Annotated in this window: 11 protein-coding genes and 2 tRNA genes; 4 read left to right on the top strand and 9 right to left on the bottom strand. The window is 55.3% G+C overall.

The annotated features are described in order from the left end of the window. Positions 1-125: 125 nt before the first annotated feature. The 3 genes from GF1_RS03610 to GF1_RS03600 all read left to right on the top strand — a co-directional run bounded on the left by GF1_RS03610 (position 126) and on the right by GF1_RS03600 (position 2632). Positions 126-1496, top strand: coding sequence for a bifunctional folylpolyglutamate synthase/dihydrofolate synthase (locus GF1_RS03610; RefSeq protein WP_267928251.1), 1371 nt, complete (start codon positions 126-128; stop codon positions 1494-1496). 492 nt (positions 1497-1988) lie between these two features. Next, a complete protein-coding gene (locus GF1_RS03605) occupies positions 1989-2294 on the top strand; it encodes an HNH endonuclease (protein WP_267928250.1) in 306 nt (101 codons plus the stop codon). Between the two features lie 261 nt (positions 2295-2555). Next, positions 2556-2632, top strand: a tRNA-Arg gene (locus tag GF1_RS03600). A 102-nt stretch (positions 2633-2734) separates the two neighbouring features. Here GF1_RS03600 and ltrA (GF1_RS03595) read toward each other — a convergent pair. The 7 genes from ltrA (GF1_RS03595) to GF1_RS03565 all read right to left on the bottom strand — a co-directional run bounded on the left by ltrA (GF1_RS03595) (position 2735) and on the right by GF1_RS03565 (position 12580). Further along, positions 2735-4003: a group II intron reverse transcriptase/maturase gene (gene ltrA, locus GF1_RS03595; protein WP_267926063.1), complete on the bottom strand. Its 1269-nt coding sequence runs from the start codon at positions 4001-4003 to the stop codon at positions 2735-2737. Between the two features lie 1090 nt (positions 4004-5093). Continuing rightward, positions 5094-5167 (bottom strand) — tRNA-Gln (locus GF1_RS03590). A gap of 218 nt (positions 5168-5385) precedes the next feature. Next, a complete protein-coding gene (gene amrB, locus GF1_RS03585; protein WP_267928249.1) occupies positions 5386-6186 on the bottom strand; it encodes an AmmeMemoRadiSam system protein B in 801 nt (266 codons plus the stop codon). A gap of 311 nt (positions 6187-6497) precedes the next feature. Next, positions 6498-7961: a cysteine--tRNA ligase gene (gene cysS / locus GF1_RS03580; RefSeq protein ID WP_267928248.1), complete on the bottom strand. Its 1464-nt coding sequence runs from the start codon at positions 7959-7961 to the stop codon at positions 6498-6500. Positions 7962-8161: 200 nt separating this feature from the next. Then, positions 8162-9385: an AmpG family muropeptide MFS transporter gene (locus GF1_RS03575; RefSeq protein WP_267928247.1), complete on the bottom strand. Its 1224-nt coding sequence runs from the start codon at positions 9383-9385 to the stop codon at positions 8162-8164. A 466-nt stretch (positions 9386-9851) separates the two neighbouring features. Beyond that, positions 9852-11120 carry a group II intron reverse transcriptase/maturase gene (gene ltrA / locus GF1_RS03570; RefSeq protein WP_267926063.1) on the bottom strand — a complete coding sequence of 423 codons (1269 nt, stop codon included), beginning with the start codon at positions 11118-11120 and terminating at the stop codon, positions 9852-9854. Between the two features lie 809 nt (positions 11121-11929). Beyond that, entirely contained in the window at positions 11930-12580 is a 651-nt protein-coding gene (locus tag GF1_RS03565; RefSeq protein WP_267928246.1) for a PEP-CTERM sorting domain-containing protein, read from the bottom strand. 104 nt (positions 12581-12684) lie between these two features. Here GF1_RS03565 and GF1_RS03560 point away from each other — a divergent pair, with 104 nt between their 5' ends. Further along, positions 12685-12915 (top strand): hypothetical protein, encoded by a 231-nt coding sequence (locus GF1_RS03560; protein ID WP_267928245.1) that lies wholly within the window; start codon positions 12685-12687, stop codon positions 12913-12915. A gap of 59 nt (positions 12916-12974) precedes the next feature. Here the strand turns inward: GF1_RS03560 and GF1_RS03555 are convergent, their stop codons facing one another. Together GF1_RS03555 and GF1_RS03550 are read right to left on the bottom strand one after the other, a co-directional pair. Beyond that, positions 12975-13532 (bottom strand): PilZ domain-containing protein, encoded by a 558-nt coding sequence (locus tag GF1_RS03555; protein WP_267928244.1) that lies wholly within the window; start codon positions 13530-13532, stop codon positions 12975-12977. Between the two features lie 160 nt (positions 13533-13692). Then, positions 13693-15213, bottom strand: a complete 1521-nt coding sequence (locus GF1_RS03550; protein ID WP_267928243.1) for a sigma-54 interaction domain-containing protein — start codon at positions 15211-15213, stop codon at positions 13693-13695. Positions 15214-15461 lie beyond the last annotated feature (248 nt).

Raw genomic sequence — 15461 nt, 5'->3', positions numbered from 1 at the left:
CGATGGATGAAGGTGTCGGGGCTTGCTTGTTGCACGGGTGTCTGTGGCCTGGATGGCCACAGTCAAGCCCCCAGGGACGGGTTTATGGCGTCCCGTGAAACAAGCGAGGCCCGACACCGGTTTCAATGCTGAAGATTGATGGTAATCACAAAACCTTAAAACCGACCATGAACTACAACGACGCCTGGACCTTCCTGGACCAGCTGCAGTTTTTCAAGATAAAATTGGGCCTGGATGCCATGCACGACTTCCTGGACCGGCTGGACAACCCGCAGCAGGAACTTGCCTGCATCCACATCGGCGGCACCAACGGCAAGGGCTCGGTGGGGGCCACCCTGACCACCATCCTCACCCGGGCAGGGTACAGGGTAGGCTTCTACACCTCACCCCACTTAAGCTGCGTGCGCGAACGGTTCCGCATCGGCGACCGGTTCATAAGCGAACAGGAATTTGCCCGCCAGGCCACCCGGATCAGGGATGTCCTCGACGGTAGCCAGATCACCTATTTCGAGTTCACCACTGCCCTGGCCCTGGGCTGGTTCGCCGAGCAGAGGGTGGATCTGGCCATCCTCGAGGTGGGCATGGGCGGCCGGCTCGATGCCACCAACGTGGTCACGCCGCTGGTCTCGGTGATCACCAATGTCTCCATGGACCATGAACAGTACCTGGGCACCACCCTGACCCAGGTGGCCCGGGAAAAGGCCGGCATCATCAAGCAGGGAATTCCGGTGGTCTGCGGTGTCGCAGACAGGGAACCGCTGGCGGTGATGGAGGAGACCTGCAACGCCAGATCAGCTCCCCTGTACCTCGCCGGCCGTGATTTCCATGGCCGGCTGACCGACCGACGAAGCCGCAGATGGCAATACCTCGGCCCGGACGGGACGCAGCTGGATGATCTACCGCTGGCCATGAAAGGCGGTTACCAGGTCGACAACGCGGCCATGGCCCTGGCTACAATCCAGCTGCTTGGGAAGAACGGGTTTAACGTCCGGGACGAACATATCCGCGCCGGCCTGGCAGCCACCCGCTGGCCCGGTCGGTTGGAGGAATTCTGGCGCCACCGGGACGGCAGAATCTTCCTTTCCGGCCCGGTCCCGGAGGGCGCCCATCATTTCCTTCTCGATGGAGCCCATAATCCGGCCGGTGTGGAGGCGCTGCGTCAGGCCCTGGACGAGGAATTCTCCCACTGCGGCCTCATTCTTGTGTGGGGCGCCATGGCAGATAAGGATCTTGGCCAGACACTGGAGGTTATCGCCCCGCTGGCCCGGACCATTATCTTCACCCGGCCTGAAAGCGAACGCTCGGCCACCTCCGAGCAGCTGGCCGATGCCCTGCCCCCGGAAATGCGTGATAAAACACGGTCAGCCGAATCGGTTGCAGAGGCCCTGGACATGGCCATGGAACTGGCAGGCCCGGGGGAGCTGATCTGCATTGGTGGCTCCCTCTACCTGGTCGGTGCTGCCCGGAGGATTCTCCTGGGAGAGTTATGTCCTTAGGAAGTGCCTGTCCAGAAATGAGGATTTTTGTTCGAGTTCAAGGAGCATAGAAAAATAAAAAGCGCAGCATATCAGTCATATGTGAGCATTTTTATTTTTCGTAGCGACGCAGAAATCGGGCGAAAATACCATTTCTGGACAGGCACTAGGAAAGCTGCAGGTATCAGATTCGGGACGGAAGATCGAGCGCCTGAGACGACTTGCATTTTTCCTTTACGATTTCAGCCTGGTGTGTACCCTGTGATGAGTTACAAATATAAACAGTACAGCGCAGAGTGAAAAATTTTTGTGATTACCACTGAAATTCAGCCACCGATACCTGAAGGTGTCGGCCTCACCCGTTTCACGGGTGTCTGTGGCCTGGATGGCCACAGTCAAGCCCCCAGGGACGGGTTTATGGCGTCCCGTGAAACGGGAGAGGTCGACACCGGTTTCAATGCTGAAGATTGATGGTAATCAGAAAAATTTTTTTAAGGACCGACAGGACAAAAAATGGATTTCTATGGACTTGACGGCATTGACGAGGCCGTTATCCGGGCAGAGCGGAATAAAGCACGCAGCCTGCGCAAGACCAGGTGGTGGCAGCAGAAGACCAGCTCTGGAACCTGTTATTACTGTCGCCGCAAGGTGGGGTTCAAAAACCTGACCATGGATCACATAATCCCCCTGTCCCGGGGTGGTCGTTCCACCAAGGATAACCTTGTTCCCTGCTGCAAGGAGTGCAATATCCGTAAAAAAAACTCCCTGCCGGTGGAATGGGACGAATACATGGAGTCACTGGACACAAAGAACTCTTGAACCTAAACCCTGCAGCTGTCCGGCATTCGAACGTCGAAACAGGCACATCTACGGCGTCGACTTCACCGGTTTCGTGCTCGACGTACCAACAGTACGCCTGCGCCGAAACCGGCTCGCCTCCTTGTATCTGCACCTGTTTCGTCGTTCTCGGTGCACGAACAGTGATGCGGCCTGACCGCATGACGACTGCAGGATTTAGGTTGAAAAAAAACAGGCGACCAAGTAAGGTAGGCCCCGTCTTGACAGACAGTCAGACTGTATGGGCGGGTAGCTCAGCTGGATAGAGTGCTGGCCTCCGAAGCCAGAGGCCGCGGGTTCGAATCCCGCCTCGCCCACCATGAAAAAATCGAGTAGGGTGAGGCAAGGTAATTAAGCTTGCCTCATCCCTCTCACAGAACCGTACGTACGGGCCTCGTATACGGCTCCTGTTTATTTTTCCTTCATACTGAAACAGAAATTCCGGTCTGTACAGATGCGAGGTCAAAGAGCCCCATTTCCCCATGCAGGCAGCTGTTGGGAAGGGCATAATGGCTCAGTGGACTTGCTGCATTGGCCCAGGAGTTCATCTTGATACTTTTGAACTCTCCTCTATAGCCCAGCTGTCTCAGTCTGCGGTGTAGCCTGCACGGCTTTTTCCACAGCTTCAACTGAACAGCACGCAGCCGTCTTCTGATCCACCTCATCAGCCGAGAAAACTCACCCTTGCAGTTCGCTATCCGAAAGTAGTTGGCAAAACCCCTCAGCAACCGGTTGAGGTCGGCTATCACCTTCTCAAGGTTCACCGGGGAGTTACGCCGGGTCATCGCCTTGACCTTTGCCTTGAAGGCCCTCACCTTGCCTCGCTGTATTCGGGTCATCACGGAGTGGATACAAACTCCAAGAAATTTAATCCCTTTGAGGCTGTGGCTTATATGGGTCTTTTCCTGGTTGACGGTCAACAGCAGTTCTTCTTCAAGATAACGACTGGCCTGGTTCAGTGCATTTTCGGCTGCGCTCTTTGACTGGCACAGGATCAGGATGTCGTCCGCATAGCGGACGATGCGGTGGCCACGATTCTTCATAAACTGATCGAAGGAATCAAGGTATACGTTGGCAATCAACGGGCTGATAACTCCGCCCTGCGGACTGCCGACCTCGCTGGCCTGCCAACCATCTCCTGTCAGAACACCGCTTTTCAAAAACTTCTCCAGCAGACCAAGAATACTTCCATCGCTGACCCGGCGACGGAACGAGGCAAGGATCAGGTCATGGTTCAACGTGTCGAAGCATTTCGACAGATCCATGTCCACTACCCATTTCCGCTCGTACGTCCGGATGAACATCGTGGCTTTGCTGATTGCCTGGTGACAACTCCGACCAGGACGGTAGCCGTAGCTCGACGGATGGAAATCGCGGTCAAATATTGGTTGAAGTATATCCAGCAGGGCCTGCTGTACCACACGGTCACGGACTGCAGGTATGCCGAGTAGCCGTTTCCCGCCGTTCGGCTTCGGGATCTCCACCCGTCGCACGGCCAGCGGCTGGTAGCTCTTGTCCTGCAGTTCCGTCAGGAGATGATCGATATTGGTCGCAAGTGATCCGGCAAAATCATCGATGGACTGGCCGTCTATACCGGCAGCTCCTTTCGAGGATTTCACCTTGTAGAATGCCTTGACCAGGTTCTCCCGGCTCAGCATTCGATCATATAGGCTGTACCAGACGTCAACCATGCTCCTGTCCTGCGTTTCCCTTCCTCTATTTCCACGTGGAGACTTCGGTTCTTCAATGGGCGCGACCGCTTTCTATCCTCATGGGCAATATACGATCAACACTCCCATCTACTCCGATGAACGGCCAAAATCGGCAGAGGACCTGTCACGGCATACCGCCGATAGCGTGCCCCGTCCCGTCGGACGGCTTGTGTTCAGTCTGCCAGGTGTCCATAGATTCCGGAAAACCTTCAAATAAACTTCATCCCTTCGCAACAGATATGGCTTTTGGCTCATAACTGCCCCCAACGAACCAGGCCGTTGGGTCATCCCGGTTTTATCCTCCACACTGTTACCAGGCTTCACAGGCCGGAATTTCATCACTACTACGGAATCATCTGCCACCTCACACCGCTTCGATCCGCCTTGGATTTCTCCTTGTGCTTCTCTTTTTCCGCTTAATGCGGAAACAGTGCAAGGCTTCCCCGGTTAAGGCGAACTCCCTGTGAGCGACCACATCCTCAATCACGTATCAGGACTGACCAGGTATCGGGCTTCGCGCTATTTAGGACGCTTACCCTCCTGATACGCCGAATCAGGTTCGCTTGCGCTATGTGCCGCTCACTTCCTATCGCTTCCTTCAGACCCTGCCGTTACCAGCAACGCCCTTACGATTCGGATTGTCTTCCCCCTGGTCAGGGTGACGCCTGCTTAACACAGGCTGGGTTTGCCCGCCATGCCGGGCAAACTAAAAGGGACCCGGACAGGTGTTCGGGTCCCTTTTTTTATTCTTTTTTTCTTTTTCTTCTGTTACCCGTTCCTGACGGTGCATAAAGCCGTAACCCATCACAGGGTTCGCACCAGACTGATATTTCAAGGGAAATAATGTAAGACCTCTCAGGCGCCTCATATTTGAGTAGTCGTGGCTGGCCGCTATAGCCCCCCCTCTATGCGGACAGACGCGACCGCTCAAAGATGGGGGGCCTGTGAGGTCTTACGCGGGAACAGTACGACCACTACGCTGAACGAGGCCGGACGCGGCAAACAGCACAGTTGCTTCAGCAAGGAGCATCTTCAGGGGAAAAAAGAAAAACAGATATGGAGAAAAAACTGGCTGGGGGACAGGGATTCGAACCCCGATAAGCAGAGTCAGAGTCTGCCGTCTTACCCTTAGACCATCCCCCAGCTCGCCGGGAAGGTGGACAAGAAAATAGAGTTATTGGCTCCCGATGTCAAGCAAAATTCACCGGTCCTGATATCTTTACCCTGATACAGCGCTCATTTTTTCCAGAGCCTGTGGCTGCGCTGTCAGGCCGGCCACATGGTGCGCCGGCGCAACGGGACACCAGCCACCCCCTGTCCTTTACCGAACAACCACTTTACGGTGTTGATTGCCGGCCAACTCAGCGGATCACCAGCCCCGCATAGCCCACGACCTGGGAGGTATCGCCGCTGACCTCTCCGGAATCGGTATACCGGACCAGCTCGACCCGGCTTGCCCCCAGTTCGATGGCGGTGAGCAGGACAATGGTGGTGGGAATAACCCCGCACATGGAGATCCGATTGGCGAGCACGGTCTCGTAGAGCCCTGCGGGATCCAGGGCCAGGATCCGTTGCAGGGCCACACTGTCCTTGCGGCTCGCACTCTCCCGCGGCTCATAGTGGGTCATGTCGGTGCTGGCCACCAGCAGGACCGGCTCTCCGAAATCCCGGATACCCAGGGCCAGGTCACGGGCCGCCTGCTCGCAGACAGCGTAGGAAACATGGGAGGCACAGATGGGCACGATACTGAGATCTTCCCGGAAGTACTGCAGGAACGGGACCTGAACTTCCAGGGAGTGCTCGTAGCGGTGGGCGATATCGTCATCGACAATCACCTCGGAACGACGCAGGATGGAAACCGCCAGCTGGCGCTCGACAGGCACCGGACCCAGCGGCATGCTCCAGTCCGTCACCCCGAGGGCCAGCGGTTCGCCCCGGCCGTGATGATTCGGCCCCAGGATAACCGCGGTCCGGGGTATGTTCACCCGGGCAAAGGTCGCCCCGGCCACAGCCCCGGAATACACATAGCCCGCATGGGGCGAAATAACGGCCAGTGCTCCGGTTTTTTCCCTGACCGATGGAATCAGCTCGTCCAGGGTCCGGCGCAGCGCCACCGGATCTCCGGGATAAAACTGGTCGGCAACAGCAGGCATCCGTGTCATACCTCTCCTCCTTTCCCTTGATGGATCCGGTAAATTCCAGGGTATCCGCGCGACATGACGGTACTCTGAAAAATTATATAACCATCGAAGTGGACCCTGTCGAGGACCGAAACAAAAAACGGGTACTTAGAGAGTATAAACTCGTAAAAAGTCAGTTTCTTTTTCAAAGATGGCTAAGTAAAAACACAGAGATACAGGTAAGCGTAGACTCCGAGGAGTAGTGCTCCAGGGCGGATCTCGACTATACATATAGTATGTCGAGAGTCGCCCTGGGACACACGACGCAGTAGATCGAAGTTTTTACGACGCCATCAGAGAGTTACATCCCAGGTGGTGCCATCCTGGCTGTCCTGGAGTTCGATCCCGTGGCCGAGCAGTTTGTCCCGGATGGCGTCACTGGTGGCCCAGTCCCGATTTTTACGGGCCTCGCTCCGCCGGGCAATGAGTTCTTCGATTTCCTCATCCGATATATCCAGCTTGTCCAGCAAGGCCTGTTTCCTGGCCGCCACGTAGTCCGCCGGATCCTGTCCCAGCAGCCCCAGGATCCCGCCCAGTTCACGCAGGTCCGCTGCTGCCCGGCGCAGGGTCGCAACATCGTCCTCGGCCGGGCTGGCCGGCAACGCCCGGGTAATCTTGTTGAGCGTCTTCACCGCGTCGAAGAGCAAGCCCACGGCCTGGGCGGTATTGAAATCATTATCCATGGCATATTCAAACCGCTGCCGCAGGGAGGCCAGTTTCTGCCGATCCTTTTTACCGATAACCGTTTCTGCCTCCGGCGATCCATCGGCCAGGGCGTTGATCCGGGCCAGGCATTCGTACATCCGGGCCAGGCCCGATTCGGCGTCGCGCATGGCAGCCTCGGTGAAATCCAGGGGATTGCGGTACTGGGTCGAAAAAATGAACAGCCGCAGGACCTCGGGCGCATAGGCCGCGAGCACATCGCGGATGGTAAGGAAGTTGCCAAGGGACTTGGACATCTTCTCATCCTTGATGGTCACAAAACCGTGGTGCATCCAGAGGTTGGCAAAAGGCTTGCCCGTGGCGCCCATGGACTGGGCGATCTCATTCTCATGATGGGGAAAGATGAGATCCTTGCCGCCGCCGTGGATATCAAAGGTCTCGCCCAGATACTTGCGGCTCATGGCAGAGCACTCGATATGCCACCCCGGCCTCCCCTCGCCCCAGGGGCTGTCCCATTTCGGCTCCCCGGGTTTGCTGGCCTTCCAGAGAACGAAATCCATGGGATGTTCTTTCTGATCATTGACCTCGATCCGGGCCCCGGCCTGCATATCCTCCAGGCTGCGGCCCGAAAGCTGTCCATAGTCCGGAAACCGTCCAACCCGGAAATAGACGTCACCGCCAGAGGCATAGGCCAGGCCGCGCTCGATCAGTTCCTCGATCAGCGCGATCATTTCCGGGATATGCTCGGTCGCCCGAGGCTCGATATCGGGACGAAGCACACCCAGATGGTCCATGTCCGTGTAAAATTCATCGATAAAACGCTGGGCCAGATCGCTCGCCTCCACCCCCTGCTCGGCGGCCCGGCGGATGATCTTGTCATCGATGTCGGTAAAGTTGCGAACAAAGGTAACACGGTAGCCCCGGTAGCGAAGATAGCGTACCACCATGTCGAAAACTAGGGCCGAGCGGGCATGACCGATATGGCAGTAATCATACGAGGTAATACCGCAGACATAGAGTTTGACATGGCCCTCTTCCAGGGGGCGGAGTTCTTCTTTTTTCCGGGTCAGGGTGTTGTATATCTTAACAGGCATGATGGGGTGTTGTGGGTTATGAGTTCAGTATTGCTGATTGTTCGTCTGAGCCCCCGATCCGGTGACCGGGCGGGGAGGCGATTTGCCGGGTCAAAAATATCATAACGTGCTCGACCGGGGACAACCTGCCAGGTACAGGACAATATTTCCCCTTTCGCCAATGGAGTATATATACCAATAGTGGGCCCTAAACGAAAGGATCATTGCGTCCCGGCTGCCAGGGGACCGGCAAAACGCAGCAGCAGCAGGCCCGGCACGGCGATCAGGGCACAGAAGAAAAAATAGAAGGCCCAGCCCATGGAATCGGCCATGAAGCCCGTGGGTGCCGAGGCCAGCACCCGGGGGATGCCCATGAGCGAGGACAGCAGGGCATACTGGGTGGCGGTGAATTTTTTGTTTGTCAGCGAGGCCATGTAGGCTACGTAGGCGGCGGTGCCCATGCCGCCGGTGAGATTTTCAAAGCCGATGACCGCCGCCAGCCCGGCCAGGCTGGGACCGAGAAAGGCCAGTAACGAAAAACCGGCCGTGGAGACCGCCTGGAGGATACCGAAAATCCACAGCGAGCGGACAATACCCAGGCGCAGGAGAATAACCCCGCCCACCAGGCCGCCGATGATGGTGGCCCAGAAGCCGAACAGTTTGGCCACCGCGCCGATCTGGGTCTTGGTAAAGCCCACATCGAGATAAAAGGGCGTGGTCATGGTCGAGGCCATCTGGTCGCCGATCTTGTAGAGGAGAATGAAGAGCAGAATAAGCAGGGCCCCGTCACGCTGAAAATACTCGACAAAGGGCTGGACAACCGCTTCCCGGAAGGTGGTCGGTGTCCCCTCGGCCACCTCGGGTTCCCGACAGAGCAGCGTTGTCAGCACCCCGGGCAGGAGACAAAGCGCCATGAAGAGATAGACCTGGTGGAAGGTGAAATGATCGGCCAGGATCAAGCCGCCGCTGCCGGCGACCAGCATCCCGACCCGGTAGCCGTTTACGTACAGGGAAGACCCCAGGCCAAGTTCGTTGTCACTCAGGTCTTCACGCCGAAAGGCATCGACCACGATATCCTGGGAGGCGGAAAAAAAGGTGACCAGCAGAGCGGCCACGGCCACCATCCAGGGATGAACGGCCGGCCGGGTCATGCCCAGGCCGGCAATGGCTGCCATGAGCAGAATCTGGAACAGCAGGAGCCAGCCCCGGCGGCGGCCAAAGAGCGGCAGGGTGAACCGGTCCAGGATCGGCGACCAGAGAAATTTCAGGGTATAGGGAAGCCCGACCAGGGAGAACAGGCCGATGACTGAAAGATCCACTCCCTCTTCCCGCATCCAGGCCTGGAGCACCGACAGGGTCAGCAGCAGCGGCACCCCGCAGGAAAAACCCATGAGGAAGGAGACCAGCATGCGGGGTGAGAAGATGAGACGGAACATGGAATTCATAACTCACGAAGGACGCGAAGAAAAAAGGACCAGACACAGGGGGCTGGTATCCTCGGGCAGGAATACTCCCGCGGTTATCCGATACTCCTGAATCCGTGAAGCTGGAATTTCGCCGCAGGCGCAAGGAAGAGGCCCATTGATTAGAGTGACGCTCTATCAATGGGTTGATGACGCAGCGGATGCGGTGAAAGTCCAGCTCCCGAAGGGCGGCTCCATTATAAATGGGTGCATTGGAAAACCCAATATAATCTCTTCATTTTGATTGAAATTCAAGGCAGCTAACCCAAAACAGTACTTTTTCCGTCACGGATTCAGGATACTGTCAAGCACAAGCTGCAGGGCAGATTGCTCTGTCCAGGCTTAAAAGGCAAATCGAGTAGGGTGAGGCAAGGTAATTAAGCTTGCCTCATCCCTCTCACAGAACCGTACGTACGGGCCTCGTATACGGCTCCTGTTTATTTTTCCTTCATACTGAAACAGAAATTCCGGTCTGTACAGATGCGAGGTCAAAGAGCCCCATTTCCCCATGCAGGCAGCTGTTGGGAAGGGCATAATGGCTCAGTGGACTTGCTGCATTGGCCCAGGAGTTCATCTTGATACTTTTGAACTCTCCTCTATAGCCCAGCTGTCTCAGTCTGCGGTGTAGCCTGCACGGCTTTTTCCACAGCTTCAACTGAACAGCACGCAGCCGTCTTCTGATCCACCTCATCAGCCGAGAAAACTCACCCTTGCAGTTCGCTATCCGAAAGTAGTTGGCAAAACCCCTCAGCAACCGGTTGAGGTCGGCTATCACCTTCTCAAGGTTCACCGGGGAGTTACGCCGGGTCATCGCCTTGACCTTTGCCTTGAAGGCCCTCACCTTGCCTCGCTGTATTCGGGTCATCACGGAGTGGATACAAACTCCAAGAAATTTAATCCCTTTGAGGCTGTGGCTTATATGGGTCTTTTCCTGGTTGACGGTCAACAGCAGTTCTTCTTCAAGATAACGACTGGCCTGGTTCAGTGCATTTTCGGCTGCGCTCTTTGACTGGCACAGGATCAGGATGTCGTCCGCATAGCGGACGATGCGGTGGCCACGATTCTTCATAAACTGATCGAAGGAATCAAGGTATACGTTGGCAATCAACGGGCTGATAACTCCGCCCTGCGGACTGCCGACCTCGCTGGCCTGCCAACCATCTCCTGTCAGAACACCGCTTTTCAAAAACTTCTCCAGCAGACCAAGAATACTTCCATCGCTGACCCGGCGACGGAACGAGGCAAGGATCAGGTCATGGTTCAACGTGTCGAAGCATTTCGACAGATCCATGTCCACTACCCATTTCCGCTCGTACGTCCGGATGAACATCGTGGCTTTGCTGATTGCCTGGTGACAACTCCGACCAGGACGGTAGCCGTAGCTCGACGGATGGAAATCGCGGTCAAATATTGGTTGAAGTATATCCAGCAGGGCCTGCTGTACCACACGGTCACGGACTGCAGGTATGCCGAGTAGCCGTTTCCCGCCGTTCGGCTTCGGGATCTCCACCCGTCGCACGGCCAGCGGCTGGTAGCTCTTGTCCTGCAGTTCCGTCAGGAGATGATCGATATTGGTCGCAAGTGATCCGGCAAAATCATCGATGGACTGGCCGTCTATACCGGCAGCTCCTTTCGAGGATTTCACCTTGTAGAATGCCTTGACCAGGTTCTCCCGGCTCAGCATTCGATCATATAGGCTGTACCAGACGTCAACCATGCTCCTGTCCTGCGTTTCCCTTCCTCTATTTCCACGTGGAGACTTCGGTTCTTCAATGGGCGCGACCGCTTTCTATCCTCATGGGCAATATACGATCAACACTCCCATCTACTCCGATGAACGGCCAAAATCGGCAGAGGACCTGTCACGGCATACCGCCGATAGCGTGCCCCGTCCCGTCGGACGGCTTGTGTTCAGTCTGCCAGGTGTCCATAGATTCCGGAAAACCTTCAAATAAACTTCATCCCTTCGCAACAGATATGGCTTTTGGCTCATAACTGCCCCCAACGAACCAGGCCGTTGGGTCATCCCGGTTTTATCCTCCACACTGTTACCAGGCTTCACAGGCCGGAATTTCATCACTACTACGGAATCATCTGCCACCTCACACCGCTTCGATCCGCCTTGGATTTCTCCTTGTGCTTCTCTTTTTCCGCTTAATGCGGAAACAGTGCAAGGCTTCCCCGGTTAAGGCGAACTCCCTGTGAGCGACCACATCCTCAATCACGTATCAGGACTGACCAGGTATCGGGCTTCGCGCTATTTAGGACGCTTACCCTCCTGATACGCCGAATCAGGTTCGCTTGCGCTATGTGCCGCTCACTTCCTATCGCTTCCTTCAGACCCTGCCGTTACCAGCAACGCCCTTACGATTCGGATTGTCTTCCCCCTGGTCAGGGTGACGCCTGCTTAACACAGGCTGGGTTTGCCCGCCATGCCGGGCAAACTAAAAAAAAACCGCCGGGCATCTCTGCCAGCGGCGGTTTTTCCCTGAGATGACGGCCCAACGGCCATCAGACAGGACAGAATCAGCTGTTTTTGCGCTTCTTGCGAACAACTCCGGCCAGTCCGGCCAGACCGGTACCAAAGAGCAGCATGGTGGCCGGTTCGGGGACAGGGGCAGTGGAACCTCCAGAAGTGTCCAGGGCTACAAAGACAGGACTTCCTGTCAAAGGGTGAGGTGTATAGAAACCGTAGTCTAATGTGTAAGCCAACCCCCAGGCCTGTCCTTCATCCCAGTCCCAACCTCCTGGAACTCCTTCAGAAGCGTTATCATACATGTCTTCGTCAAGAAGCGTATAATCAAACGTTATCTGGATGGGATCGTTTGTTGAGGTGGCCAGTACCCCTGCCAGACTCACATCAAATACGTTGCCACTGGTTCCTGTATAGACACTCGTTGTCCAGCCGGAAGGATTTAGTACTGTAAAATCAGAGGCCGTTATACCGGTAAAAATGTCATCATCAAGTTCGATTGTTACTCTGTTAACCTGTGGCCAGGTTTCATCGATATAAAATTCGAACAGTGCCGTTCCTGTCAAAGAAGTACTATCCCAGGAATCATTATAATTGGGATCAACATAACCGGTAGAGCTAAATCCCAATGCCATCGCACTCCCAGCCACCAGACCTACCCCTGCGATGGCGAGCACCGCGCTTGTCAAAAACATTTTTTTCATCAGAATTTCCCTCCTTTAAAATTTGCTCAATACAATCCAGCTTTCAGGCAACATGGTTTACCACTGAAATGCACGGAGCATGCCATATCCATCCAGAAAGAATCATGCACAGAAACCCTGGAAACCACCACCTCCACAACCAACTGATAACACATAAAAAACAACCTGAACATCCACTCGTCTCAGATCAGACAAAAAGGCATCGAAAAGAAACTGGCCACAACCAGGAAGCCTGTGGAGAGAAAAAAGAGGCTGGCCGGGACCAGAACCCGATTTTTTTTTCGGAAAAACCAGACGGAAAGAAAGAAAAACAGATAGAAGTTACGGAAAAATAAAGAAAATATAATGAAATATCAACAAGATATACAAGATCCAGATTTCCGGAAAAACGGAATCAGAACGGGACCAACCCCAGACGCTTCTCCAGCATGGAGGCCAGGCGGACGTCTTCAAAGGCCAGGCCAGCGTGGTAAAGAGGAGCCTGCTCCAGGGACCGGCACCAGGCAACCCGGCCGACTCCCTTGACCGGCTCGCTGGAAAAATCGCCATTGAGCGAAAAGGTCACCAGACTGTCCACAGGCAGTTCCCGGTAGCTCTCCACCCTGAGCCCCCCCAGGCTGATATCCACGGTGGAGGCGGAATCATCGATGATCCGGTCCACTGAATCACCATCGGCATGACGGGCAATACGCAGCACAAAACGTCCAGGAACACGGACATACATTCTCCTCTCCGCCCCGGTACCGACCGAGTCATCGGCTGCAGATTCCGCAACCAGCCCGCCACTGACAAACTGGGGACAGGAGAGATAGTTTTCGGTCCGGCAGTAGGTCGCCACGTGGGCCGAGACCGGCAGGTACAGGCCACCACGACTGAGCAGGCAGCTCCTCGATGCAGGGGACCAGTGGGGACACACCTTTTCACAGCTCGGATTTTGCGCGTGGGTTGCCATGTTCAGTCGTTTCTCTCTCTGGGTTTATTTTTCAGCAGGAGGCCAGAAGACGCAGAAATATACTATAACCTCAATGCCATGCAAAAAACAAACCAGGAAACGATAGAAAATTACAGGGAAAACGGCTCAAAGGTAAGAAAGAAGTGAGAAGGGACTGGAATCAGGCGACTCCTTTCTTGATCGCCTTGGCGGAGATATTATAACGTTTCATCTTGTCGTACAGGGCGGTCTTGCCCACTTTGAGCTCGGTCGCGGCCCGGGAGACATTGCCCTTGAACTTGCGCAGGGCCTGCTCGATGACTTCGCGCTCAAATTCGGCCAGGATACCCTTCAGCGGCAGGACACCGATCCGGCTCTGGACGTCGAGGCTGCGGTTTTCCCCATCTATACCGAACTTATTCTGATCAAAGAACAGGTCCTGCTCGGTGATCATCTTGCCCTTGGCCATGAGCACGGCCCGCTGGATCAGGTTTTCCAGCTCACGCACATTACCGGGCCAGTCATGCAGCAGCAACCGGTTGATGATCGACTTGGGGACGAAATCGATATCCTTCTTGAAGGCCTCCCGGTAATGATTGACAAAATGAGATACCAGCTCGACGATATCTTCCTTGCGTTCCCGCAGCGGCGGGATGTCGATATTGATGATGTTGAGCCGGTAATAGAGATCCAGGCGGAATTTTTTCTCCTGCACCGCCTTGGCCAGGTCGACATTGGTGGCGGCGATCACCCGGACATCCACCTTGACAGGCTCGGTGCCGCCCACCCGGATAATCTCGCCGTTCTGCAGGACCCGCAGAAGAGAGGCCTGCATCCTGGAGCTGATATCCCCTATCTCGTCGAGAAAGATGGTCCCGCCGTTGACGATCTCGAACTTACCCTTTTTCCGGCTTGTGGCCCCGGTAAAGGCGCCTTTTTCGTACCCGAACAGATCACTCTCCAGGATGGAATCATTGATGGCGTTGCAGTTGATCTTCAGAAAAGGCTTGTCTGCCCGGTTACTGGTCTCCTTGATCAGATTGGCCACCAGCTCCTTGCCGGTTCCGGACTCTCCGGTGATCAGAATGGTGGCATCGGACCTGGCCACCTGGTGAACCATCTCCCGCAGCTCACGCATGGCCCTGCTTGACCCAACCATCTTGTCGGCCCGGTGATGAAAGCCCAACTGGTTTTTCAGACTGTTGACCTGGCGTGAGAGACGGCGCCGGAGCTCTTCGCTCTCCTGGAGTTCGGCAATCTTCTGCTCCAGAATCTTTTCAATATTGGTATTGAAATCGCTGATCTCCTGTTCATGAAGCTTGCGCTGGGAAATATCGCGCATGACAATCATGATCAGCTGCTCCCCGGTATAGCCGATAAACGGCACTGCCGAATATTCAACAGAGATCCCCTTGACCACCGCCTCGGTCAGTTTATGCGCTGTGGTGGCGGAAGCAGCGTCTGATTCCTCGGGCGTAAAGATTCTGCAGTCGGCACAGATCTGGCGCAGGTCATCACAGCAGGACCGGGAGCAGAGATCACCGAAACAGGCCTTGGCACTGCGGTTCATGTACTCGATGATAAAATCATCGCGCACGAGGAACACCATCTCCGGCATAACATCGAGCAATGTCTGCCAGTTATGAACAAGACGGTTGACCTCGTCGCGGGTCTTTTGCAGCTCTGTTGCAGTATTTGACACAGAAGGCTTGCTGTCCTGGGATTCTGAGAATCGTAATGTTTTAGGAGAATTTTCCAATATCATAGCATGACGCCCTGGTTTTGCCAAAAACATTTCCGATTTTTCGGAAATTTAACCCCGCACGGCCAGAGCTCACCAGTATTATCCATGGAACAATCGAGTAGGGTGAGGCAAGTTAATTACGCTTGCCTCATCCCTCTCACAGAACCGTACGTACGGGTCTCGTATACGGCTCCTGTTTATTTTCC

It is taken from the genome of Desulfolithobacter dissulfuricans (assembly GCF_025998535.1).
GTDB classification, from domain to species: Bacteria; Desulfobacterota; Desulfobulbia; order Desulfobulbales; family Desulfobulbaceae; genus Desulfolithobacter; species Desulfolithobacter dissulfuricans.
Note: the sequence above shows the minus strand (reverse complement) of the source record. Positions and strands in the feature narration are given on the sequence as shown.